The organism is Pseudomonas fragi (assembly GCF_002269505.1).
Classification (GTDB): domain Bacteria; phylum Pseudomonadota; class Gammaproteobacteria; order Pseudomonadales; family Pseudomonadaceae; genus Aquipseudomonas; species Aquipseudomonas fragi_D.
Map to the genome: position 1 here is coordinate 53,247 of NZ_NQKQ01000009.1, position 22,569 is coordinate 75,815.

Below are 22,569 nucleotides of genomic sequence, written 5' to 3' on the forward strand. Positions count from 1 at the left end.
GGTAGGTGAAAGTGCCACAGAGTCTATGTCAGCTCTGCTGTGCGGGGAGCGTAAACCACAGAGAAACACATAGCCCGCGCCGGTTTATCTCGTCGCTCCAGGCCAGCTCGACCCTGGCGCCGATACGGTCGGCAATGGCCTTGACGATCGACAGCCCGAGCCCGGAACCGCTCTCGCCTGAACCCAGGGTGCGGTAGAACGGATCAAACACTCGCGAGCGTTCTTCAACCTTGATTCCCGGCCCCGAATCCCTGATTTGCAGGTGCACGCCGTCGCGGGTCTGTGCGAGACACAGGTCGATGGTGCCGCCTTCGGGGGTATAGCGGATGGCGTTGTCCACCAGGTTTTTGATCAGGGTATACAGGTCCATTTCATTGCTCAGTAGCTCCACGTCCTTGTCACCTTCGACACCGATATCGAGGTGTTTTTGCTCGGCCAGCGCCAGCAAGTCCTCCAGTACCCGTCGGTAGATATCAAGCACGCCAATCCGGGTGTGCGGGCGAGGCACGCCAGCTTGTGCGGCGGCCAGGCAGAGTAGCTGGTCGATCAGTTGCCGGCTGCGCTCAATGCCCCGGGCCAACGGTTGCAGGCGTTCACGGGCAAGCGCTGGCAGGGGGCTGGCCGCCAGTCGCTCGGCCTGCAGGGACAGCGCGGTCATGGGCGAGCGCAACTCATGGGCGGCATCGGCCACAAAGCGCCGCTGGCTCTCCATTGCCTGCGCCACCCGTGCCAGCAGGCGGTTGATGGCCACTACAAACGGGCGGATCTCCGTGGGCAGGTGCTGTTCGTCTAGCGGGTGCAGTTCATGCCGGCCACGCCGGTCGATTTCAGCCGCGAGGGTGGCGATGGGGCGGAACAGTTTGCGTACCAGGTCGGCGACCACCAGCAACAGCGCCGGAAACAGGATCAGGAAGGGCAGCAGACTGCGCCAGGCGCTTTCGCGAGCGTCCTTGTTACGGCTGTCAACTTCCTGGGCCACGGCAATGCGCTCGCCGCGGCCGGTGGTGCGCACCAGTACGCGAAAGGCTTCGCCACCCACATCCACAGTGGACAAGCCATCGGCCAGGGTGGTGGGCAAGGGTAACGGCACGGTTTCGTCATTATTGGCCGCAGCATCCTTGCCGTCGGCCAGATGCTGGATGATCACCCGGGACTCTTCGTCATCACCCTCCAGGGCCGGGCCTTCAGGGTAATGCAGGGTCATGTGCTGACGGTCATATAACAGGGCAACCTGACGCAGGGTCTCGTCCTGCAACTCGTGGGCTTCGTCGAAGGCCGAGCTGAACACGAACACGCCGGCGATCACGGCGACCAGCACAATGGTCAGTGACAGGGCAATTGAAAGCCTGAGTTGCACAGACTCGTTCAGACGTTTTTTGAAACCATCCATCCCATTCCCCTGACATTCTTGATCACATGGCTGCCCAACTTGCGCCGCAAGGCGTGGATCAGGAATTCGATGGCATTGCTTTCAACCTCATTGCCCCAGCCGTACAGACGGTCTTCCAGTTCGCTGCGCGAGAGGATCGCCCCCGGGCGGATCAACAGCGCTTGCAGCAGGGCAAATTCGCGGCTGGACAGGGCGATTGCGTTGTTTGATTCAGTGCTGGCCTGCTTGCACACCAGGTCCAGTGAAACGATACCATTGCCAAGCACGGGCACGGCGCTGCCGCCCTTGCGGCGCAGTACTGCGCGCATGCGCGCCAGCAATTCGGCCATGGCGAAGGGTTTGAGCAGATAGTCGTCAGCGCCGCCATCCAGACCACGTACCCGGTCTTCAAGGCTGTCGCGGGCAGTAATGACCAGCAGCGGCACGGGGTTGTTGCGCGCGCGGATGCGGGCCAGTACATCAAGGCCGTCCAGGCCCGGCAGGCCAAGATCGAGCAGGACCAGATCGTAGTGGTGGGTATCCAGTGCGCTGAAGGCGCTGGTGCCGTTTTGCACCCAGTCGGTGGCATAGCTTGCGTCCGTCAGCGCGCCCTGAATCGCGTCGCCAATCATGGGGTCATCTTCGACCAGCAATATGCGCATGTCCCTGTCCCTCAAAAAAGCCAACGGCACAGACCTCAGTGAAGCATCTGTGCCGTTGTTTGCTTCGGTTTGGCGTTTATGCGGCGCCTTTCATGCTGTCAAAGGCCTTGAGCAGGTTATCCATGGCTGCCTTGCAGTCGGTCGGGCTCGGGGTGCCGGCCCGCAGCGCGTCGAGGGCGTGGTCGATGGCCTTGTCGAGTACATGCCAGTCACTGGCAGCCCGAGGCTTGATCCCGGCTTCGGCAGAATCCCAGAGGGTTTCCAGATCCTTGATGCGGGTTTTTGCGCCTGCCAGGTCGTTGCGCTGCACCTGTGCACCAACCTCGGCGGCGATGACATGAAATTGTGACAGGTCGCCCAGTTTAGAGGCAGTCCGGCTCGTGCTGGAAGCGCTGATAGTGGCCGGTTGATCGGCAGGTTTCGAACAGCCGGCATTCAGCCCCAGCAACAGGATGGAAGCGGCCAGGGCGAGATGACGGATAACGCGTTGAGTGTGGCGCATGGGAATATCCTTGATTGGCGTTGAAGAGTTACCCGGCAATGGCCTTGCGATTGCTGTCGACACTGATTTGCGCAGCACCGACCAGCAGCACGATCACGCACAGAAACAGCGCGCTGGTCCAGGTGGCGCCCATGCCCAGCCCGCCGTAGGTCTTGGCCTGGGTCAGCAGGTCGCCCAGAGACGCGCCAAACGGCCGGGTCAGGATGTAGGCGATCCAGAACGTCAGCACGGCATTGGCACCCAAGCGCCAGGCCAGCAGCGTGGCGCCGATCAGGGCGGCGAAAATCACTGCGCCTAGGGTGAAGCCCAGCCCCAGGGCCTCTGTGGCCAGATCCCCGGCTGCGGTGCCCAGGGCAAAGGTGCAGAGCACTGTGGTCCAATAAAACAGCTCGCGCCTTGGGGTGGTGATGTCGCGGATCGACAGGCTTCGTTCGCTGCGGTACCAGGCCATGAAGTTGATCGCCAGCAATGCAGAAAAAATCGTGGTGCTGGTGTACAGGCTGACATCCAGCTTGTCGGTGAGGATGTCGGTGATCTGCGTTCCCACGACGCTAACCAGCACAACCGTCAGCCAGTAGATCCAGGGGGTGTAGGCCCTGGTGCGCATTTGGTAAAACAGCGCGATGGCCAGCAGTACGGCCATGCCGATACTGGTGGGGCCTGCGCCGAATCCGGCATCGACGGCCAGATAGTCGGCGCCGGTTTCGCCCACGGTGGTGGACATGATCTTGATTACCCAGAATGACAGCGTCACCTCGGGCACTTTGTTCAGCCAGCGGGCTGCGGTGCTGTTCATGGGATGTACCTCTGCTGTTTGGCGCGCTGTTTGGCGCTGGAGCAAAGGTACGGCACAAGACTTAGCCGGGACTGAGCCCGAGGCCGTCAATGGGGCAATACAGTGTGTGCCAGTCCGTCAGTATGCAGGTTGTCCTGGCGGCTTTGCGTCTCAAGCAGTGACCGCTCATAAGCCGCGGTCATGATCTGCCAGGTTCTGGTATCGGCAGGGATCAGATGCTCGATGCGTAATGACGTTACCGTGATATCGAGCGGCATGCCGAACGTGGTGAACGTGGACATGAAGTTCAGCTCGCCCCGGGGCGACGCGATGCGCGTCAATACCAGGGGTGGCAGCTCGTTGCTGACGGATTCGCAAGCCTGTGGTGGCGTGAGGGTTTGCAGCAGTTCGGCCAGGGCCGGATTGTCCAGCGCCTCGCGGGTCGCCCGTTGCCAGGCAATGCTGCGGATTTGCCCGGGGTTGATCAGGTGATCGCCCAGGCCACCGGGTTGCAACAGGGTGGTCAGCAGGTTCAAACCCTGGGCCGCGTCTGCGGGCAACCCGAGCAGATTGAACAGGACTGCGGTACTGGCGTTGGCTGCCAGCACCTCCCAATGGCTGCCCAGCACGATCGCCGGAGCCGGATTGTTGGCGTGCAGTACATGGCTGATGGCGTCACGCACGGCGTCCATTGCCGGTGAAGACAACGGAGTGGTTTCGTAACGGGGTGCATAACCCGAGGCCAGGAACAGGCTGTTGCACTGCTCCAGCGGTATCTCCAGAGCCATCAGCAGGTTGTGCAGGGTACCGGGGCCGGGCCGGGCGCGGCCGGTTTCAATGCAGCTCAAATGGCGTTGGGAAATGCCCGCGACCATGGCCAGGTCGAGCTGGCTCAAACCGGCCTGACGCCGCAGCAAGCGCAGTTGCGGGCCGGCGCTGGTCGGGGCCGTGGCACGGGGGAAAGGTTGGCTGTTCATGGATCAACTCTGGCAGTGGCAAGGGCGGGTGTCCATGACCTGTGAGGTCATTGCTGATCGGGCAAAAGTATCACTAACTGGCCCTCCATCAGCCGCCCCTTGCAGGAAACCCCATGAACCGACCCTATCTCGCACTAGCCGCACTGCTCGGTTTTGCCGCCTACACGGGCTACACGATGTGGACGGCGCAGCAATCGCTGATGGCCTTTGGCATGGGGTTGATGTCCAGCCCCGATACGGCCCAGGTGGTGATCGACCTTTATCTGCTTGCGGTGCTGGCCTGCGTCTGGATGTACCGGGATGCACGGGCCAGAGGCCGTTCGCTGACCGCCGTGTTGCCCTATCTGCTGGTTACCGCTGTTTTTGTGTCCCTGGGACCGCTGCTCTATATTGTGGTCAACGGGTTCAGTCGGCCCGTCAAAAGCACCGCTAATGCCTGACTACGCCCTGTAAAGGATGATATTGCGACACCTTTTACACCTGCACGCTGTTGTGGATTAGATTCTGCCCCGCATAATGCGGGCATAAAAACAGTGTGGCGTAGCGCAGAAGGGGTGGTGTGTTGTCGAGCAGTGATAAAAGCGTGGTCGAGCTGAACTGGGCCGAGGTAGGGGATGGTTTCAAGCAGCTGCTGCCCATTTCCATGTTTGTGGTGGTATTCGGTGTGGCCTTCGGTTTGGCTGCGGCCCAGACCGGCCTGGACAACAGCGCCAGTTTGTTGATGAGCGCTTTGGTATTTGCCGGGGCCTCGCAGTTTGGTGCCCTTGATCTTTGGGGCGCGCAGGTCCCGGTAGTGCCCCTGATCGTCACGGTGTTTGCGATCAATGCCCGCCATCTGCTGATGGGCGCGACCTTGTATCCCTGGCTGCGCGAGTTGCCTGCGGCCAAGCGCTACGGGGTGATGATGGTGATCTCGGATGCCAACTGGGCGATGTCGATGCAGGCATTCAACAGCGGCAAGCCGGGTATCGGCCTGATTCTGGGCGGTGGCCTTGCACTGTGGGCGGCCTGGGTGCTGGGCAGCTGGCTGGGGGTGTATTTTGGCAGTGAAATCCAGGACCCGGTCAGCCTGGGGCTGGACATGGTGATGGGCTGCTTTTTGCTGGCAATGGTGATCGGCGGGCAAAAAAACCTGCGCATGCTGGTGATTTGGGGCGTGGCCGCCGTGTCGTCATTGCTGGCGCACCGCTACTTGCCTGAAAACAGCCATGTTGTGGTCGGCGCATTGGCCGGTGGCGTGCTGGGTGCCGTGTGGATGGAGAAGAAGAAATGAGTATCGACAGTGCCGGTTACGGCTCCTTTATCATCATTCTGATCATGGCCCTCGTCACGCTGGTGACGCGCCTGGGTGGCGTGTTTGTCATGTCCTTCGTGCCCATCAACTACCGTGTGCAGCAATTTATCAGTGCCATGTCGGGTTCGGTGCTGGTGGCGTTGCTGGCGCCCCTGGCGCTGAACGGCGACAACGGCGCGCGCCTGGCACTGCTGACCACGGCCGTGGTCATGTTGCTGCTCAAGAAGCCCTTGCCGGCGATTGCCGCCGGGGTGGTTATGGCGGCGGTGTTCAGGCATCTGTAAATGACCGGGGTGAAGAAGTTGAGGCGCGTGGCGACTTCTTCACCCGCCGTTACGGTTCAAATTGAGCGCTGATTGACCCGCTGGCTCAGTGCTTGCGCCGACTCCTTGCGCTCCGAGTAGCGGTCAACCAGATCGGGCCGATCGCGCAGCAATACGGTGAACTTGACCAGTTCTTCCATGACGTCCACTACGCGGTCATACAGTGCAGAAGGCAGCATGCGGTTGTGTTCGTCAAACTCCAGATAGGCCTTGGGTACGGATGACTGGTTGGGGATGGTGAACATCCGCATCCAGCGGCCCAGCACGCGTAACTGGTTGACCACATTGAATGACTGGGAGCCGCCGCTCACTTGCATCACCGCGAGGGTTTTGCCCTGAGTCGGGCGTACCGCGCCCAATGCCAGAGGCACCCAGTCGATTTGCGCCTTGAACACGGCCGACATCGCGCCATGACGTTCTGGCGAACACCACACTTGCCCTTCAGACCACTGCATCAGTTCGAGCAGCTCCTGGACCTTGGGGTGATCGCCCGGCGCATCATCGGGCAGAGGCAGGCCTGAGGGGTTGAAGATCCGCGTTTGCGCACCGAAGTGCTCTAGCAGCCTGGCCGCTTCTTCAACCAGCAGACGGCTGAATGAACGCTCCCGGGTGGAACCGTACAACAACAGAATTCGTGGTTTGTGCCGATCATCGCCTTGACCGCTCTGGTCATGAGTCAGCGTCGTGTCGAGGTTGGGCAGTGTCAGTGTCATGTTGGCTCCGGTTACAAGGTGCTTATGCGGTCGAGTTCATGCTTCAGTGCCGCAGGGTCAAGTCGGGCAAAGGGCAGGGCCAGGAACGCCCGGCAACGTGCTTCGATTTCTAATAGCTCAGGCGCAAGGCCAGGGCACACAGGGTGAGCAGCAGAATGGGCAGGGTGAGAATCACCCCGGTTCTGAAGTAGTAACCCCAGGTAATGCGAATGCCCTTGCGTTGCAGGATGTGCAGCCAGAGCAGCGTGGCCAGGCTGCCGATGGGGGTGATTTTGGGGCCCAGGTCAGAGCCGATGACATTGGCGTAGATCATGGCCTCGCGAATCACCGCGTCGGCATCACTGGCTTGAATCGACAACGCACCCAGCAGCACCCCGGGCATGTTGTTCATGACCGAAGACAGCAGCGCGGCCAGCAGCCCCGTGCCCAGGGTTGCGCTCCAGAGGCCGTATCCGGCCAACTGGTTGAGGGCCAGCGTCAGCCAGGTTGTGAGTCCGGCATTGTTCATGCCGTAGACCACCAGATACATGCCCAGAGAGAACGTCACCACCTGCCAGGGCGCTTCGCGCAACACCCGCCGGGTTGAAATAATGTGGCCACGGGCAGCCACAGCGAACAGCAGGGCGGCGCACACGGCGGCAATCGCGCTGACCGGTATGCCCAGCGGCTCCAGCGCAAACAGACCCGTGAGCAGCAAGATCAACACTGCCCAGCCCACCTTGAAGGTCAGTGGATCGCGTATGGCGCTGCGTGGCTCGGGCAGTTGGTCCAGCGAGTAGTGACGCGGAATGTCCCGACGGAAAAAAACGTACAGCACCAGCAGTGTGCTGGCGATGGCAACCAGATTGACCGGCACCATGACCGCGGCATATTCGCTAAAGCCCAGCTGGAAGTAGTCTGCCGATACGATATTGACGAGGTTCGAGACCACCAGCGGCAGGCTGGCCGTATCGGCAATAAACCCTGCAGCCATGACGAATGCCAGGGTCGATGCGGCACTGAATCGCAGTGCGAGCAGTATCGAGATAACGATCGGGGTCAGAATCAGTGCGGCGCCGTCATTGGCGAACAGTGCTGATACCCCGGCCCCCAACAGTACGATAAATACAAACAGGCGCCGGCCGTCACCTTTGGCCCAGCGTGCGACATGCAAGGCTGCCCACTGGAAAAAACCGGCCTCGTCGAGCAGCAGGCTGATAATGATCACGGCGATAAACGTGGCAGTGGCATTCCAGACAATGGCCCACACCAGGGCAACATCGCTGAGCGAGACCACACCTGCCAGCAATGCCAGGCCCGCACCCAGGGATGCGCTCCAGCCTACGCCCAGGCCTTTGGGTTGCCAGATGACCAGAACCAGAGTGACTAAAAAAATAGCGAAAGCGCTGAGCATGATAAATCTCGGCTGGTTATAGGGTCAGCAGCAGGCCGGCGTACTGAGCGGGCGGTCGCCCATGGCAGCCAGTCGTGCGCTGTCATGGGCCAGCCAGTCGGTATTGGCGTTCAGGGTTGTGTCGATGACAGTGCGTACCCAGTCCGGCAGTTGCGGGTTAAGCCGGTAATAGACCCACTGCCCCTGGCGGCGGTCGAGCAGCAGCCCGCAGCCACGAAGCTGGGCCAGATGGCGTGAAACTTTCGGCTGGCTGTCGTCAAGGGCGCAGACCAGTTCACAGACACAGAGCTCGCCCTCGCGGGCGATCAGCAGGGTGGCCCTGGCACGGGTTTCATCAGACAGGCATTTGAACAGGGCGGCGGGACTGAGCATGGTGACTCGCTGTATGTATATATGAAAATTCGAATATACGGATATCCATATGTTTAGGCAACCCCGGTCTCCCGCAAGACGTGCTCGGTAAAGGGGGGAGCCGAGCTTGCCCGCGATGGCGTCGACGCGGTTTGACTGAGCCACCGTGCCAGCTGTATCGCGAGCCAGCCCGCTCCCACAGAGGCAGCGTGTGCCGGCGCTTTACCCGGGCCTGCTCACCCCGCATCATGTGCCGGCCCCCACACTGGCGGGCATTCGTGGTAATGAGGAACTGCAGTTGAACGAACACACATTGTCCATGCGCCTGGAGCGCGTGGCAGCCCATATGCCAGCCGGTGCGCGTCTGGCCGATATCGGCTCGGATCACGGCTACCTGCCGGTGGCGTTGATGCGTCGCGGTGCCATTGCCAGCGCAGTGGCCGGGGAAGTGGCGCTGACGCCGTTCAATGCGGCCCGGCGCACTGTGCGCGATAACGAACTGGAGCAGCACATCAGCGTGCGCCAGGCCAATGGCCTGGAGGCCATCGAGGCGGCAGACGGGATCACGGCCATCAGTATCTGCGGCATGGGGGGTGAAACCATTCGCGACATCCTTGACAGTGGCAAGGCGCGCTTGAATGGCCGGGAGCGCCTGATTCTGCAGCCCAACGGTGGCGAGGAGCCCCTGCGTCAATGGCTGATGGAGCATGACTACCGCATCCTCTGTGAAGAGTTGCTGGAGGAAAACGGCTTCTATTACGAAATTATCGTCGCCGAACGAGCCGGGCCTCAGGTCTACACCGCTCGGGAACTGTATTTCGGCCCGCTGCAGATGCAGGCCCGCAGCCCGGTGTTTCTGGGCAAGTGGCAGCGCATGCTGCAGCAGAAGCAAAAAGTCCTCACCAGCTTTGCCCGGGCCCGTCAGGCCGTACCCGAGGTCAAGGTGCAGGAAATTGCCCGCCAGGCCCGCTGGATCAGCCAATTGCTGGCCTGACCTTGCGCCATTGAGTTCAGGCCAGGGTGCGCAGCCACGCCAGCAACCGGGCTTGCGGGCTGCCGGCAAGCAAAGGTCGGGGCGAGAGCAGGCAGTAGCCGGAACCATCCTCGACAAATCCCGACGGGGCGCACAGCACACCGTTGTCCAGATCGTCGCGTACCAGATGCCACGGCCCGATCGCCACGCCCAGCCCGGCAACAGCGGCCTGCAGGCTGAAATAGAAGTGTTCGAAGGTTTGCTCTGGCGCATCGGGCAAGCTCAGGCCGGTGGCCATAGCCCATTCCTGCCAGGCGCCCGGTCGTGTGCGAGTGTGCAGCCGCGGTGCTTCGGCCTGTAGTTGCGCCGCTCCTTCGTCAGTGCAAAACCAGTGGGCCACTTTGTCCGGGCGACAAACCGGGCCGGTTTTTTCGACGAACAAAGGCTCGGCATGGTAGCTGTCGGCCCAGGGGAAATCGTCGCGGCGGATCGCCAGATCGATATCGCTGCCAAAGCTGAACGGCCCGCCGCCAGCGACCAGATGTACATCAACCCCCGGATGCCGGGCCTGGAAGTCCGGCCAGCGCGGAATCAGCCAGCGCATCAACAGTGTCGGTTCGCATGACAGCACCCAGACCCGTTTCTGGCGGGCACTGGCACGCAAGGTATCGCTGGCCCGGGCCATCAGCCCCAGGCCATCCGCCACGGCTTTGGCCAGCAAGCGCCCGGCATCGGTCAGAAATACCCGGCGGCTGCGGCGTTCGAACAAATCCACACCCAGTTCATCTTCGAGCAAGCGCACAGCACGGCTGACCGCGCCGGGGGTCAGATGCAGCTCGGCGGCGGCATGGCTGAAGTTCTCCAGTCGCGCGGCTGCCTCGAAGCAGCGCAGGGCCATCAGCGAGGGCAGGCGTGCCTGACTTGATGGTGAGTTGAGGTCACTATTGTTGTCAGATTTCATCGTTATTCATCTGGCTTTTTGGGCCATAGCATGGCGCCTGTTCGTTAATAATCGACAGGATACGTCATGACTCAACTGTTAGCTGTAATCACCATAACCTTGCTGGCCATTATCAGCCCCGGCCCGGACTTTGCGATGGTCGCGCGCAATAGTGTGCTGCTGTCGCGTCGCGCCGGGGTGTTTACTGCCCTGGGCATCGGTATGGCGGTGCTGGTGCATGTGACCTACACCCTGGTGGGGCTGGGGGTGCTGCTGCAGCAGTCGCAATGGTTGTTCAGCGGCCTCAAGCTGGTCGGCGCGATCTACCTGGTCTGGCTGGGGGTGAAGATGTTGCGTGCCAGCCCCGACGCTGCTGCTGGGGATGTCACGGTGGCGCCATTGTCTGATCTGGCGGCTCTGCGTACGGGCTTTTTGACCAACGTACTGAACCCGAAAACCACGATTTTTATCGTCAGCCTGTTTATGCAAGTGCTGCAGCCCGGCACGCCGTTAGCTGTGCAAATTGCTTATGGCGGTTTCATTGCGGTGGCGCACATGGTCTGGTTCGGGTTGGTGGCAATGTGCTTCTCGGCGACCGCCATACGGGGCCGGTTGCTGGCTGCGCGCCACTGGATCGATCGGGTTTTTGGCGGGTTGCTGGTGGGGTTTGGGGTGTTGCTGGCGGTTGTACGTTGAGTCGACGCTGTACAAGCGTCTGGTATAAGCAATAAAATGAGAAGAATTATCATTAGCATCAAGTGAACTTCTCATGTCTCACGACAGGATCGTCTCGCCCGTCGAGCAGTTGTATGCCAACCACCACAGTTGGCTGCGAGGCTGGTTGCACCGGCGCCTGGGGCACAGTGCCGATGCCGAGGATCTGGCTCACGACACGTTTATCCGCGTGCTGCGCTCCAAGCATGAGGCCCACGAACTGCGCCAGCCCATGGCCTTTCTGGCCACGATTGCCAATGGCCTGCTGATCAACCGCTGGCGTCGCCAGGCCATCGAGCGCGCCTATCTTGAGGCGCTGGCGGCGCGGCCCGTGGCTCAGGAACCTTCGCCCGAAGAGCGCTACTTGACGATCGAAACCCTGTTGCAACTCGACTCTCTGCTGTTCGGGCTCTCAACCCGTGTGCGGCAGATATTCTTTTTATCCCAGCTCGACGGTCTGACCTACCCGCAGATCGCCGCGCAACTGGGGCTCAGCGTGGCTCAAGTGCAGCGTGCGATGGGCAAGGCGTTCGGGGTTTGTTACGCGAGCTGTTTTGAATGAGCGGTGTGCCTGTTACCCCCGGTGTTCGTGATACTGCCATCGACTGGATTGTCCGCATGCAGTCCGGGCTGATGTCTGCGGCAGACCACCTGGCCTTGCAGCACTGGCGTCAGGCGTGTGCCTAGCATGAATTCGCCTGGCAGCGGGTCAGCAGCCTGCCGTTGTTGCTGCAACCGGGCGCCAGCCTGCTGGTTGACCCGGCGGCACGCCGGGCGCTGGAGGCTGCCGGGGTTGACCCGCAGCGCCGCCGGCAGGTGCTCAAGTGCCTGTTGGCCATCAGCCTGCTGGGCGGGATGGCGTGGCAGGGGGCGGACTCGACGCTGGTGCGTTCAGCCCTGGCCAGCTATCGCACAGCCACCGGCGAGCGCCGCCAATGGCGCCTGGCCGACAGCACTTCGTTATGGTTGAACACGGCCAGCGCGGCCAACGTGCAGGGCCGCGCAGACGCAAGCCAGGTGCAACTGGTCGAAGGCGAGCTGGCGCTGGATGCCGGCGATCAATCGGGTTCGTTGCAACTGGTTACTGCCGATGCCGTATTGCGCAGCCGTGGCGCCCATCTGCTGGTGCGTCATGACCGCCAGGGGACCGAAGTCACCGTGCTGCGCGGCCTGGTGCAGATCAATTCGCAGCATCAACACGCGCCGCTGTTACTGGAAAACGGCTGGCGAGCGCGGGTCGACAGCCAAGGCATTCATCCGCCACGGCGCACGGACCTGTTTCTGGCGCAGGCCTGGTTGCGCGGGATTTTACCGGCCGAGCGCATGCGCCTGGACAGGCTGCTGGCCGAGCTATCGCGTTATCGGCCGGGTGTTTTACGGTGCAGCGAACAGGTTGCGGCATTGCGCGTAACGGGCAGCTTTGAACTGGATGACACCGACGCCGCGCTGGCGCTGGTGGCCCGTGCCTTGCCCGTGCGCATCGAGCGGCGCACACGTTATTGGGTCACCGTGGTGGCGGCCTGAAAATATTTTTTGTTCGGCACGACAGTTTTTTGCAACTCGCCGGGCCTATGGAAATAACCCACCGAAACAGGTGGGTCTTGACCTCCAGGAGCCCTGCATGATTTCCCCCGCAAGTGTTTTATGCGCCCGCACCTTTGGCCTGATTGTTCTGGGCCTGCAACCGCTTTGCAGCGCCGCGGTGTTCGCTGCGGATCAGCGACAGTATTTCAATATTGAGGCCGGGCCGCTGGATCAGGCGCTCTCGCGCTTCGGTGTGCAGGCGCACATCAACATGGCAGGCAGTGCAACGCTGACCGAGGGCAAGAGCAGCAAGGGGCTGCAGGGCGATTTCAGCACCGAGGCAGGCCTGACCCGATTGTTGTCAGGCACCGGCCTGAGCTATCAGCGCCGTGCTGACGGCAGCGTCGAGTTGTTCCAGGGGGCCGGGGCGGTGGTGCTGCCCTCGCAGAAAGTCACGGGGCAAGACCCGGCCGTTGAGCAGGTTTACACCGCGCCACGTTCCAGCGTGTACATCTCCAGCGAAGACATGCAGCGGTTTGGCGTGGTCTCGGTGGGGGATGTGCTCAAGGGCCAGCCGGGTGTACAGGTGGGCGACAGCCGCAATGGCGGCGGCCTGGACGTCAACATTCGCGGCATCCAGGGGCAGAGCCGGGTGGCGGTCACGGTCGATGGTTCGCAGCAGGCACTGGATGTGTATCGCGGCTATGCCGGTACTCAGCAACGCAGCTATATCGACCCTGACCTGATCAGCGACATCACCATCGACAAGGGCCCGAGCCTGACTTCAAGTGCCATCGGCGGCACGGTGAAAATGCGCACCATCGGCGTCGACGACATTTTGCGCGACGGCCAGAGTTTTGGCTTGCGGCTTAAGGGGGATGTGTGGAACAACGGCGTGGCGCCAGCTTCACGCGACGGTCATTCGGCGACCGAAACACTCTATTCCGAGCCGCACCGTGAGCGCGGCGGGCTGTTTGGTTCCAGGGCCGAGTCCGGCAGTGCCGCGTTCGCCTATAGCCATGAGTACTTCGACGTGGTCGCGGCGTATGCACATCGCAACCAGGGTAATTACTTCGCCGGCAAAAAGGGCCAGGACCGTTATCGCACCTTCGACCGCTACGGTTATGAAGACATGACCGTCGCCACTACCTATAACCCCGGCGAGGAGGTGCTCAACTCGTCGGCAGAGACCGACTCCTACCTGATCAAGACGACCATTCGCCCGGCGGACGATCACACGCTGGAGCTGGGCTATCGTCGTTACGACGGCCATATCGGCGAGATCATGCCCTCGGATATTTTCCGCTTCGGTACCGGCGGCATCTATCAGTACCCGCTGAGCCACACCCAAATCGATACCTGGACTGCCCGCTACAACTATCTGCCCGGCGCCAATCCGTTGGTGGATCTGACGGCCAGCCTGTGGATGACGGATGCGCAAACCAGCAACCTGACCTCGGTACTCGCGCCTGTGTCGCAGGCCTACCGGTCGGACCGAAACTGGACCCGCCAGGCCGACCGGCGCATTGGTGGCGACCTGGCCAACACCTCGTTGTTCGAGACGAACTACGGCGGGTTCAAACTGGACGTGGGAGGGGCGTTCCAGGTCGAGGACCTGCGCCCGCAAAAAGGCGTGGTCATCAATCAGGATGACATCAACGCCAACCGCAGCCTGCGCGATGGCTCCCGGCAGGAGTTCAGCCTGCACAGCAAGCTTGAATACCAGCCGGTTGACCGTCTGACGTTGTGGGGCGGGGGGCGCTATACCTATTACCGTACCCAGGATCATGTCGCGCACTCCACGGCCGTACGTGAGGAACGTGAGTTGCGCTATCTGCGCGTGTTCAGCCCGCAAAGCTACGGCAACATGATGTGGTTCCCGGATCAGAACGGCCAGTACACCGACGCCACGGACCCGCGCCTGAACAACGGCATCGTCTTCAACAACACCAACTTTCCTTTCGAGGGCACCCGTTACAACGACTTTGGCGCTACCACATCGACGGTCTACCCCTCCCAGGTGGGCGAGGTGGTCAGCGGCTATGAGTACTCCGGCAAGCAGAGTGACAGCGGCGGGGCGTTCGCGCCTGCCATCGGTTTCAATATCGAACTGGCGCCAGACACGTTTTTCTACGCCTCCTATACCCAGGGCCTGCGCATGCCGTCATTGTTCGAGACCAGCCAGGGCGTATTGCAGACCATGCCCGGCAAGAGCCTCAAGCCCGAGCGTTCGAGCAACTGGGAGATCGGTGCCAGCACCCTGCAAAAAGGCCTGCTGACCGACAGCGACTCGGCGGCGATCAAGGTTGCCTACTTCAACAACAACATCAAGAACTACATCACCCGCTATTACGACCCGAGCCCGGGGTTGATGGGCCTGATGCAGTTCAGCAATACCGACAGTTTCAAAACCAGCGGCCTGGAGTTGCAGTCGCGCTATGACGCGGGCCGTGTGTTTGCTGACTTCTCGTCCACCTACTACCTGAAAACTGAAACCTGCGACTCGACCTTCGCGGCGCGCTTGCGGGCCAGTTCCAACCGTTACCAGGACTTGAGCCAGACGCCCGATTGCACGCCGGGCAGCTTTATGGGGTCTTATTCCAACACCCAGAACCCGCCACGCTTCGCGGCGAACCTGACCTCGGGGCTGCGCTTTTTTGACCAGACCCTGACTGTTGGCGGCCGTGCCACCTATACCTCCGGCCCAACGGTCAAGGCCGACAAGGAATGGCAAACCGGCGCCACCACACCGCAGTTGGTCTATCACCAGGTCGCATTGTTCGATCTGTTCCTCAACTACAAGTTGCAGGACCACACACAGCTCAATGTGTCGCTGCAGAACCTGACTGACCGTTATTATCTGGACCCGCTGGCGCAAAGTTTCATGCCCGCGCCGGGGCGTACGTTGCGCGTGGGCTTGCAGACCAAATTCTAGGGCAACGGCTGGTTAATTGTGCTTATCACTTTGGTAGAGGAGGCTATGCATGAGGCTTGCAATAGCTCCTGTACAAGCGGATTTGAAGGGGTTTTTAATCCTTGAGCATTAGTCATCAAGTTGAATCAGGGCCTCCCTAACAAGAGTGTTAATACCAAGTTGTGAGTTGTGCGATCAAGCGCGCGGCGCTGTTATGTGCTGACGGGTGGAACCTCCCTTTGATAACTGTGCAGGGGGCTTTCTAACTCTGGCATAACAGATTCAAGGGAGCTGATCATGAACTCGCAACTCTGGTTGAAAACAAGCACGGCCCTGTTGTTGGTAATGACCGCCAGCCTGGCGGGCTGCCACGGTGGCGGCGGGGGCCATCACAACAATGACACTGCAAGCACCCCGACCGCGCCTACTGACCCGACCACGCCGACGGACCCAACCACCCCAACTGACCCGACTACGCCGACGGACCCAACCACCCCGACCAATCCCACCACGCCGACTAACCCGTCAGTCACTGCGCCTTTGGTCACCGGCCAGGTAGTCGGTGAAGTCGGCGCAGGCCTGGGCGGTGTCGGCACGCTGGTCAGTGGTGTGGGCAGCACCTTGACCCAGGTCCCGGTGGTCGGCGCGGCGGGCGGGCTGGTGGTCAATACCGGCAATGCCGTGACGTCGGTTACCGATGGCGTCACCAACGGTCTGGGTTCGTTGGGCACGGACAAAAACTCCCTGGGGATCACCGTTGCCGGTGTCACCAACGGGGTCAGTGATATTGGCAAAGGGGTTTCATCACTCGGTACCGGTGTCAGCACTCTGGTCGACAACACACCGATCAGTCAGGTGCCGCTGGTGGGCGGTGTTGTGGGCAAGGTCACCGACACCGCAGGTGGGCTGGTGGACAAGGTCGGCACCACCGTCACCATGCTCGGCAATACCCTGACCACCAACGTGACCAGCGGGCAATTGGGCAAGGCTACCGGCGGCTTGAATGACAAGGTCGTGGTGCCCGTGATCTCAATGGTGGAAAACGTCACAGGCAAGGTGGGCACCACCACCGGGCTGGGCCAGCCAGTGGACGGGTTGTTGACGAAGGTTGGCGGCGTGGTCGGCGGGCTGGGTGACAAGGTGGTCGATACCGGCAAGAACCCGCTCACCAATGTGGTGGGCGGAGTGCTTGGCGGTGTGGGTGGGGCACTGGATAAATCCGGTGGTTACCTGAACCCGACAACCACCACCGGCACTGGCACTGGCACAACGACCGGCGGGCTGGGCGGTTTGCTGGGCGGACTGGGTGCGGCCACAGGTTCAACCGACACCCAGACCAACACCGGCGGCTCAGGTGGTTTATTGGGTGGCAGCACTGGCTTGCTTGGCAGCCTGGGCGGTACTGCCGGTACGCAGACAAACACCGGCGCCTCGGGTGGGGCAAGCGCTTCAGGGGGTCTTGGTGGCCTGCTTGGCGGTCTGCTCAACAAAAACTGACTGGCCGCGCGCGGACGGTGTTGTACGGTTCGGTCTGTACCCCTGTTGTTCAGGTGCAGACCGGACTGTTTTTCGTTCACCTAGGGCCTGTTTAATTGGCAATTGCGTCCTCTGCCAGCGCTGGGCATCATCCATGTCCGCACTCAAGGAAGCTTTCCCATGGTTACTGCGACACTGCATCTGATGTGCGGCAAGATTGCATCAGGCAAATCAACCCTGGCCAAAACCCTTGCTGTGCAACACAGCGCGATTTTGCTGAGCGAGGATAAATGGCTCGCCTCACTTTATCCCGGGGCGATCAATTCGGTCACTGACTACGCAGGCTACAGCCTGAGGATTCGCGCTGTGCTGGGGCCTCTGGTGGTCGACATGCTGGAGTCCGGTGTGAGTGTGGTGCTGGATTTCCCCGCCAATACCATCGCCAGCCGCGAGTGGTTGCTGGGCCTGGCAGAAACAGCACGGATGACGCACTGCCTGCACTATCTCGATGTGGACGATGAGGTGTGTCGTGCGCGGCTGCATGTGCGCAATGAGCTTGCCGAGCATGACTTCGCCGCGTCGGATGCCGAGTTTGATCTGATCACCAGCTACTTCCGTGCCCCGGTCGCAGACGAGGGGCTGGTGCTTGTCACTTACCCTCAGCCTCTTGCATGATCCAGTGCATAAATGCCCTGACCTCATCCCGTTGCATGGCCTCGGTGCGCGTGACGGCGTAGTAGGCAAAGCGCGCCGGCCACGGCTTGTCCATGACTTGCACCAGTCGGCCTGCAGCAATTTCTTCGGTTGCGTACTCCTGGGGTACCAAGGCCAGCCCCTGGCCGGCTTCGGCTGCGCGGATCAATAAAAAGTCGTCCTCGAAAGCAGTCCCGCGTTCTGCGCGCGGGTCTTTGCCCACGCCATGGGCGCTGAGCCACAAAAGCCAGTCGGCACGGTCAGCGTCGTGCAGCAGGGGGAGGTGGAGGCAGTCCTGCGGCTGCGCCAGCTGCGGGTTGTCGGCCAGCAATGCGGGGCTGGCAACGGGGATCAGCACGGGCGCCATCAGGCGGGTTACCTGCAGGCCGGGATAGACCCCAAGGCCGTGGCGCAAGGCAATATCGACACGCCCGCGGTGCATGTCCACCAGCGCGGAAGTGGCCTCGACACGCACCTCGATATCTGGATGCAGGCGGTTGAATCGCCCCAGGCGCGGCACCAGCCATGAGGCGGCAAATGTTGCCACTGTGCTGATCGTCAGGGTCTGGCGCGCAGTGCTTTGTTGCAGTGACAGCATGGCCTGCTCGATTTGCCCGAAGGCCTCAAGCAGGGCCGGGTGCACACCGGCGCCGGCCTCTGTGAGCCGCAAGCCGCTGCGTTCGCGGGTAAACAGCGGCATGCCGACCCGGTCTTCCAGCAGGCGGATCTGCTGGCTGACTGCACCTGAGGTGACATTCAGCGCCTGCGCGGCCGCTTTGATGCTGCCTTGCTGGCCAACTTCGACAAAGGCTCGCAAGGCGAGAAGGGGCAGTGAAGTGGCCATAGGCTTTAGTTTTCCTGAATCGGGTGTGCAGAAATGATCGTTTCCGCTGACACACAGCGAAAGCGATGATGTCCCGAGTTTAGAGATGCTGTGCAAGTTCAGTAAAACTATATCTAACCGGACGCCCTGCATGAACCCCATGATCACGTTGTATACCGACAGCTCGTCCAATGGTTTCAAGATCACCATTGCTCTGGAGGAACTCGGTTTAACCTACCACCTGCGGCACGTAAACATTGACCAGGGCGAGAACCGCAGCCCGGCGTTTTTGCGCCTCAACCCCCACGGACGCATCCCGGTGCTGGTCGACGCTAGCAATGGCATCACATTGTTTGAATCGGCAGCTATCCTGCTGTATCTGGCCGATATCACGGGTCGACTCTTGCCCGTCGAACCCGACAAACGCTGGCAAGCCATCCAGTGGCTGATGTTTCATGCTGCCAGCGTGGGGCCTGTGATGGGCCAGCGCGTTCACTTCGAGCTGTTTGCCGCAGACAAAAATCCCCAGGCCATTTCACGCTACCGGCGCCTGATGGATGAAGCCTTTACCACCCTGGACAACCGCCTGGCCGAGCATCCCTATCTGGCCGGTGACGAGTATTCGATTGCCGATATTGCCCAGTTTGGCTGGACCCATATCGCGCAAGTCATCGACTTCGATTTCCGCGCCTATAAGCACCTGAGCGCCTGGTACCAGCGCATTGGCGCCAGACCCGCCGTGCAGCGCGGCATCGCTCTGCCTGCTCGCGCCACAGGCGCTTGAACCAGGGGATCAATATGAACACTACCGATCAGGCCACAGGCCAGTCGTCGCCCGCATTTGCCAGCCACCGCGGTTATCGGCGCATGTTCGCGGCCAATCAGCTGACCCTCGGGATTTTTCTGCCATTGCGCTTTTACAAGGGCGACATGGCGGTACTGGCCGGGCAGGCCGAGCGGGTTCGCGACATCGACCGGTATGGTTTTGCCGCAGTCTGGGTGCGCGACGTACCGCTGTTCGATCCGGCGTTCGGTGATGCGGGGCAAGTATTCGACCCCTTTACCTACCTGGCTTTTCTGGCAGCGCACACTAAGCACATTGCGCTGGCCACCGGCAGTGCGATCTTTTCGTTGCGCCATCCCATTGACCTGGCCAAGGCCAGTGCCACCATAGATCAGTTATCCAACGGGCGCCTGGTCATGGGGATCGCCTCGGGAGACCGGGCCATTGAATTTCCCGCCTATGGTCTTGAGCACGCCCGGCGGGGTGAGCGGTTTGCCCAGAGCGTGACGTATTTCCGTCAACTGATGCAGGCCCGTGCGCCTGTTATCGATTCTGCACTGGGGCATATGGCCGGAGCCGAATTTTTGCCCCGGCCCGTGGCGGGAGCCATTCCCCTGATGGTCACCGGTTCATCCCGGCAGTCGCTGGCCTGGATCGGCGAGCACGCCGACGGCTGGCTGACCTTCCCCGAATCGACCCACGACCGCGCAGGGCCGCAGCGTCTGGCCGAGAAGATCCAGGCCTGGCGCCAGTTGATCCCGGACGGCGGGTTCAGGCCGCATATGACTAATGAATGGCTCGACCTTGTTGATGATCCCGATTATCCCCGCACGCCTTTACAGGGCGGTTATGTGTTGCGCACCGGACGCAATGGCTTGATTGACCTGCTGCGTGAATGGCAAGCGGCTGGTGTGAACCATGCGGCCCTGGGGCTGCAGTTTTCGGCCCGGGCCTACGGCAGACGTCATCCAGGAACTGGCTGAAGACGTACTGCCGCATTTCCCATCACATCAGGTGCCGGAGGGGGCCAGGCTGGCATGGTGAAGACAACGATCAGCTTACCGTTTTCATCTCCACAACCGGCACGCTGCGTGTGCGTGACACGCTCAGGCCCAGCAGCCCGCCGAGCACCAGCGCGCCGGCCATAAAGTACATGGCCGCCTGGGTGTTGCCGGTCAGTTGGGTCAGCCAGCCGACCACAATGGTGCTGAAAAAGCCGGCGACATTGCCCAGGGAGTTGATCAGCGCGATTCCCGCAGCAGCGGCCGCACCGCCGACCACGGCGGTGGGCATGCCCCAGAACACCGGCAAGCTGCTGATCATCGCCGCAGTGCCGATGGTCAGGCCGAGCATCGACAACCACAGGCTGGCGCCGAACAGGGTGCCGAAAATCACCCCGCCAGCGCCGATAAAGGCGCAGATCGCCAGGTGCCAGCGATACTCGCGAACCCGGTCGCTGCTGCGCCCCACCAGCACCATGCACACGGTTGCCACTGAGTAGGGAATCGCACTCAGCACGCCGATGGCCCAGGGTTCGGCGACACCGCTGTTGCGGATTATGGTCGGCATCCAGAAACTGATCACGTACTGGCCCAGCACCAGGCAAAAATACACCGCGCCCAGCAGCCAGATTTTCGGGTTGAGCAGACCATCGCGCACAGAATGATGGGCCTTGGCACGGGCTTCGCGATCCAGCGCCGCCTGCATGCCGCGCTTTTCTTCAGGGCTGAGCCAGCGGGCGTCGGCAATCCGGTCGCGCAGAAGGAAGAACACGGCGGCGCCCAGGGCCACGGCCGGCAAGCCTTCGATCACGAACAGCCATTGCCAGCCGGCGTAACCCGCCACGCCATCGAGGGTCTGCATGATCAAACCGGAAATCAGTGAACCCAGCATGCTGGAGATCGGCAGGGCGGCGATAAAGAGGGAAATCATCACCCCCCGGCGATGGCTCGGAAACCAGGTGGTGAGATAGAAAATGATCCCGGGGAAAAAGCCTGCTTCGGCAATCCCGATCAAAAAGCGCAGCAGGTAGAAGCTCACAGGCGTTTCGACAAACATCATGGCTGCCGACAGCAGGCCCCAGGTCATCATGATCCGGGCAATCCAGCGTCGTGCGCCAAACTTGTGTAAGGCGATATTGCTCGGGATCTCGAACATCAGGTAGCCGACAAAAAACACCCCGGCACCAAGCCCGTAGACCGCCTCGCTGAACTTGAGGTCATCAAGCATCTGCAGTTTGGCAAAGCCCACATTGACCCGGTCCAGGTAGGCGACCAGATAACAGACCATCAGCAACGGAATGACCCGCCACGCGGTTTTGCGGTAGGCCGAATGCAGGGCGTGGTCCGGCATGTCTGCGGGGAGCGGCGGTAGGGTGTTCATCTGGAGCCTCTTTCTTGTTGTTGTAGGGGCGGTCAGGATCAGAGCGCACGGCCTCCCGGCCAGTCGCCGCACTTGCACATGTCGTGCACGACTTCGCGGATCAACTCACTGATCAGGGTTTTCAGGTGGCTGGCAGGCATCGAGGCACAACTGCAAATGCCCAGGGTGCGCGATAGACCGTCAGCCGCAATGCGTTGGGCAACCAGACGGCCGTCTTCAATTTCGCGCATGGCCAGGTTCAGCGGCATGATGGTGTGACCGATGCCGGCCTCGACTGCACTTTTGAGGATGTGTACGGAATTGACCTCCATGGCGATTTCGCCCACGGCCAGGCCGTGCTGTTTAACCGCGTGCTCGACCAGGGTACGGGTACAGTGACCATGGGCCTGGCTGGGAAACACCAGCGGCCGGGCCAGCGCCTGTTGCAGGGAAACCTCACCTGCCGCTGGCGCGTCGGGCGCATTGGCGCGGTGGATCAGGTGAAAATCCTCTTCGATCAATTGACTGAACAGCACTTGCGCAGGCAGGTCCAGGGAGCTGAACAGGGCCAGATCAATGCGCCCGTGCAACAGTTGGTCCATGACATTGCCGGTCAGCTCTTCGTTGAGATGGAACGCCACCCGCGGGTAGCGGCTGGCCACGGCGCGCATCAACGGCATGGCGAGGATGGTCGCGACACTTTGCGGCAACGCCACGATAATCGAGCCGCTGACCTCTTCCTGACTGCTGCTGACCGCCGCCCGGGCATCGCCCAGATGCTTGAGCATGCCCTGGGCGTATTCGTAGAAGACCTTGCCGGCCTCACTGGCGACCACGCCGTTGTGGCTGCGATGGAACAGCTGTACCCCCAGATCATCCTCCAGCGCCGACATCTGCTTGCTCAACGCCGATTGCGCCACATGCACCTGGCGGGCGGCTTTGGACAGGCTGCCGCAATCGATCACGGCGACAAAGTATTTGATCTGGCGGATTTCCATTGCGGTGCTT

Annotated in this window: 22 protein-coding genes and 3 pseudogenes; 12 read left to right on the forward strand and 13 right to left on the reverse strand. The window is 61.4% G+C overall.

Going from position 1 to position 22,569, the window contains the following annotated elements:
* Positions 1-28: 28 nt before the first annotated feature.
* From CJU81_RS10155 to CJU81_RS10175, 5 genes are all read right to left on the reverse strand, one after another.
* Positions 29-1,390 (reverse strand): ATP-binding protein, encoded by a 1,362-nt coding sequence (locus CJU81_RS10155; RefSeq protein ID WP_095036475.1) that lies wholly within the window; start codon positions 1,388-1,390, stop codon positions 29-31.
* Positions 1,366-2,031: a response regulator gene (locus CJU81_RS10160; RefSeq protein WP_095036476.1), complete on the reverse strand. Its 666-nt coding sequence runs from the start codon at positions 2,029-2,031 to the stop codon at positions 1,366-1,368. Before CJU81_RS10160 ends, CJU81_RS10155 begins: the two co-directional genes overlap by 25 nt.
* A gap of 76 nt (positions 2,032-2,107) precedes the next feature.
* A complete protein-coding gene (locus CJU81_RS10165; protein ID WP_095036477.1) occupies positions 2,108-2,533 on the reverse strand; it encodes a hypothetical protein in 426 nt (141 codons plus the stop codon).
* 28 nt (positions 2,534-2,561) lie between these two features.
* Positions 2,562-3,329 carry a COG4705 family protein gene (locus tag CJU81_RS10170; RefSeq protein ID WP_095036478.1) on the reverse strand — a complete coding sequence of 256 codons (768 nt, stop codon included), beginning with the start codon at positions 3,327-3,329 and terminating at the stop codon, positions 2,562-2,564.
* Positions 3,330-3,415: 86 nt separating this feature from the next.
* Positions 3,416-4,285, reverse strand: coding sequence for a helix-turn-helix domain-containing protein (locus CJU81_RS10175; protein ID WP_095036479.1), 870 nt, complete (start codon positions 4,283-4,285; stop codon positions 3,416-3,418).
* A 113-nt stretch (positions 4,286-4,398) separates the two neighbouring features.
* Here CJU81_RS10175 and CJU81_RS10180 point away from each other — a divergent pair, with 113 nt between their 5' ends.
* From CJU81_RS10180 to CJU81_RS10190, 3 genes are all read left to right on the forward strand, one after another.
* On the forward strand, positions 4,399-4,725 hold the full coding sequence (locus CJU81_RS10180; RefSeq protein ID WP_095036480.1) for a DUF2834 domain-containing protein: 327 nt from the start codon (positions 4,399-4,401) through the stop codon (positions 4,723-4,725).
* 122 nt (positions 4,726-4,847) lie between these two features.
* On the forward strand, positions 4,848-5,558 hold the full coding sequence (locus CJU81_RS10185) for an AzlC family ABC transporter permease (RefSeq protein ID WP_095031056.1): 711 nt from the start codon (positions 4,848-4,850) through the stop codon (positions 5,556-5,558).
* Positions 5,555-5,863 (forward strand): AzlD family protein, encoded by a 309-nt coding sequence (locus CJU81_RS10190; RefSeq protein WP_095036481.1) that lies wholly within the window; start codon positions 5,555-5,557, stop codon positions 5,861-5,863. Before CJU81_RS10185 ends, CJU81_RS10190 begins: the two co-directional genes overlap by 4 nt.
* 56 nt (positions 5,864-5,919) lie before the next feature.
* On the opposite strand, the gene arsH is transcribed toward CJU81_RS10190, so the two are convergent.
* The 4 genes and pseudogenes from arsH to CJU81_RS10210 all read right to left on the reverse strand — a co-directional run bounded on the left by arsH (position 5,920) and on the right by CJU81_RS10210 (position 8,380).
* The gene (arsH, locus tag CJU81_RS10195; protein ID WP_095031030.1) at positions 5,920-6,615 is read right to left on the reverse strand and encodes an arsenical resistance protein ArsH; all 696 of its coding nucleotides are present in this window, start codon (positions 6,613-6,615) and stop codon (positions 5,920-5,922) included.
* Positions 6,616-6,626: 11 nt separating this feature from the next.
* Positions 6,627-6,731 (reverse strand): annotated as a pseudogene (locus CJU81_RS24225) (arsenate reductase ArsC); the annotation flags it as partial.
* Positions 6,725-8,008: an arsenic transporter gene (locus CJU81_RS10205; protein WP_095036482.1), complete on the reverse strand. Its 1,284-nt coding sequence runs from the start codon at positions 8,006-8,008 to the stop codon at positions 6,725-6,727. The pseudogene CJU81_RS24225 and the gene CJU81_RS10205, both read right to left, overlap by 7 nt.
* Before the next feature lie 24 nt (positions 8,009-8,032).
* Positions 8,033-8,380: a metalloregulator ArsR/SmtB family transcription factor gene (locus CJU81_RS10210; protein ID WP_095036483.1), complete on the reverse strand. Its 348-nt coding sequence runs from the start codon at positions 8,378-8,380 to the stop codon at positions 8,033-8,035.
* A 277-nt stretch (positions 8,381-8,657) separates the two neighbouring features.
* Between CJU81_RS10210 and CJU81_RS10215 the strand changes: the two genes are divergently transcribed.
* Positions 8,658-9,353, forward strand: a complete 696-nt coding sequence (locus CJU81_RS10215) for a tRNA (adenine(22)-N(1))-methyltransferase (RefSeq protein WP_095036582.1) — start codon at positions 8,658-8,660, stop codon at positions 9,351-9,353.
* A 16-nt stretch (positions 9,354-9,369) separates the two neighbouring features.
* Here the strand turns inward: CJU81_RS10215 and CJU81_RS10220 are convergent, their stop codons facing one another.
* Positions 9,370-10,293 (reverse strand): LysR family transcriptional regulator, encoded by a 924-nt coding sequence (locus CJU81_RS10220; RefSeq protein WP_095036484.1) that lies wholly within the window; start codon positions 10,291-10,293, stop codon positions 9,370-9,372.
* Between the two features lie 66 nt (positions 10,294-10,359).
* On the opposite strand from CJU81_RS10220, the gene CJU81_RS10225 reads away from it, so the two are divergent.
* From CJU81_RS10225 to CJU81_RS10250, 6 genes and pseudogenes are all read left to right on the forward strand, one after another.
* Positions 10,360-10,968 carry a LysE family translocator gene (locus tag CJU81_RS10225; RefSeq protein WP_095036485.1) on the forward strand — a complete coding sequence of 203 codons (609 nt, stop codon included), beginning with the start codon at positions 10,360-10,362 and terminating at the stop codon, positions 10,966-10,968.
* 73 nt (positions 10,969-11,041) lie between these two features.
* Positions 11,042-11,548 (forward strand): sigma-70 family RNA polymerase sigma factor, encoded by a 507-nt coding sequence (locus tag CJU81_RS10230; RefSeq protein ID WP_095036486.1) that lies wholly within the window; start codon positions 11,042-11,044, stop codon positions 11,546-11,548.
* Positions 11,545-12,510 (forward strand): annotated as a pseudogene (locus tag CJU81_RS10235) (FecR domain-containing protein). Before CJU81_RS10230 ends, CJU81_RS10235 begins: the two are co-directional and overlap by 4 nt.
* 97 nt (positions 12,511-12,607) lie before the next feature.
* The gene (locus CJU81_RS10240) at positions 12,608-15,445 is read left to right on the forward strand and encodes a TonB-dependent receptor (protein WP_095036487.1); all 2,838 of its coding nucleotides are present in this window, start codon (positions 12,608-12,610) and stop codon (positions 15,443-15,445) included.
* 276 nt (positions 15,446-15,721) lie between these two features.
* Positions 15,722-16,921 (forward strand): collagen-like triple helix repeat-containing protein, encoded by a 1,200-nt coding sequence (locus tag CJU81_RS10245; RefSeq protein WP_095036488.1) that lies wholly within the window; start codon positions 15,722-15,724, stop codon positions 16,919-16,921.
* Positions 16,922-17,080: 159 nt separating this feature from the next.
* A complete protein-coding gene (locus CJU81_RS10250) occupies positions 17,081-17,575 on the forward strand; it encodes an AAA family ATPase (protein WP_095036489.1) in 495 nt (164 codons plus the stop codon).
* Here the strand turns inward: CJU81_RS10250 and CJU81_RS10255 are convergent.
* Positions 17,550-18,437: a LysR substrate-binding domain-containing protein gene (locus CJU81_RS10255; RefSeq protein ID WP_095036490.1), complete on the reverse strand. Its 888-nt coding sequence runs from the start codon at positions 18,435-18,437 to the stop codon at positions 17,550-17,552. The genes CJU81_RS10250 and CJU81_RS10255 overlap by 26 nt on opposite strands.
* A gap of 139 nt (positions 18,438-18,576) precedes the next feature.
* On the opposite strand from CJU81_RS10255, the gene CJU81_RS10260 reads away from it, so the two are divergent.
* On the forward strand, positions 18,577-19,200 hold the full coding sequence (locus CJU81_RS10260) for a glutathione S-transferase family protein (RefSeq protein WP_095036491.1): 624 nt from the start codon (positions 18,577-18,579) through the stop codon (positions 19,198-19,200).
* Positions 19,201-19,214: 14 nt separating this feature from the next.
* Positions 19,215-20,244, forward strand: a pseudogene (locus tag CJU81_RS10265) (LLM class oxidoreductase).
* 9 nt (positions 20,245-20,253) lie between these two features.
* Here the strand turns inward: CJU81_RS10265 and CJU81_RS10270 are convergent.
* The gene (locus CJU81_RS10270; protein WP_095036492.1) at positions 20,254-21,582 is read right to left on the reverse strand and encodes an MFS transporter; all 1,329 of its coding nucleotides are present in this window, start codon (positions 21,580-21,582) and stop codon (positions 20,254-20,256) included.
* A 38-nt stretch (positions 21,583-21,620) separates the two neighbouring features.
* A complete protein-coding gene (locus CJU81_RS10275; protein ID WP_095036493.1) occupies positions 21,621-22,559 on the reverse strand; it encodes a LysR family transcriptional regulator in 939 nt (312 codons plus the stop codon).
* Positions 22,560-22,569: the final 10 nt, after the last annotated feature.

Coding starts and splice junctions, on each gene's coding strand:
- CJU81_RS10155 (WP_095036475.1), bottom strand. CDS start 1,390: ATGGATGGTTTCAAAAAACGTCTGAACGAGTCTGTGCAACTCAGGCTT.
- CJU81_RS10160 (WP_095036476.1), bottom strand. CDS start 2,031: ATGCGCATATTGCTGGTCGAAGATGACCCCATGATTGGCGACGCGATT.
- CJU81_RS10165 (WP_095036477.1), bottom strand. CDS start 2,533: ATGCGCCACACTCAACGCGTTATCCGTCATCTCGCCCTGGCCGCTTCC.
- CJU81_RS10170 (WP_095036478.1), bottom strand. CDS start 3,329: ATGAACAGCACCGCAGCCCGCTGGCTGAACAAAGTGCCCGAGGTGACG.
- CJU81_RS10175 (WP_095036479.1), bottom strand. CDS start 4,285: ATGAACAGCCAACCTTTCCCCCGTGCCACGGCCCCGACCAGCGCCGGC.
- CJU81_RS10180 (WP_095036480.1), top strand. CDS start 4,399: ATGAACCGACCCTATCTCGCACTAGCCGCACTGCTCGGTTTTGCCGCC.
- CJU81_RS10190 (WP_095036481.1), top strand. CDS start 5,555: ATGAGTATCGACAGTGCCGGTTACGGCTCCTTTATCATCATTCTGATC.
- arsH (WP_095031030.1), bottom strand. CDS start 6,615: ATGACACTGACACTGCCCAACCTCGACACGACGCTGACTCATGACCAG.
- CJU81_RS10205 (WP_095036482.1), bottom strand. CDS start 8,008: ATGCTCAGCGCTTTCGCTATTTTTTTAGTCACTCTGGTTCTGGTCATC.
- CJU81_RS10210 (WP_095036483.1), bottom strand. CDS start 8,380: ATGCTCAGTCCCGCCGCCCTGTTCAAATGCCTGTCTGATGAAACCCGT.
- CJU81_RS10220 (WP_095036484.1), bottom strand. CDS start 10,293: ATGAAATCTGACAACAATAGTGACCTCAACTCACCATCAAGTCAGGCA.
- CJU81_RS10225 (WP_095036485.1), top strand. CDS start 10,360: ATGACTCAACTGTTAGCTGTAATCACCATAACCTTGCTGGCCATTATC.
- CJU81_RS10230 (WP_095036486.1), top strand. CDS start 11,042: ATGTCTCACGACAGGATCGTCTCGCCCGTCGAGCAGTTGTATGCCAAC.
- CJU81_RS10240 (WP_095036487.1), top strand. CDS start 12,608: ATGATTTCCCCCGCAAGTGTTTTATGCGCCCGCACCTTTGGCCTGATT.
- CJU81_RS10245 (WP_095036488.1), top strand. CDS start 15,722: ATGAACTCGCAACTCTGGTTGAAAACAAGCACGGCCCTGTTGTTGGTA.
- CJU81_RS10250 (WP_095036489.1), top strand. CDS start 17,081: ATGGTTACTGCGACACTGCATCTGATGTGCGGCAAGATTGCATCAGGC.
- CJU81_RS10255 (WP_095036490.1), bottom strand. CDS start 18,437: ATGGCCACTTCACTGCCCCTTCTCGCCTTGCGAGCCTTTGTCGAAGTT.
- CJU81_RS10260 (WP_095036491.1), top strand. CDS start 18,577: ATGATCACGTTGTATACCGACAGCTCGTCCAATGGTTTCAAGATCACC.
- CJU81_RS10270 (WP_095036492.1), bottom strand. CDS start 21,582: ATGAACACCCTACCGCCGCTCCCCGCAGACATGCCGGACCACGCCCTG.
- CJU81_RS10275 (WP_095036493.1), bottom strand. CDS start 22,559: ATGGAAATCCGCCAGATCAAATACTTTGTCGCCGTGATCGATTGCGGC.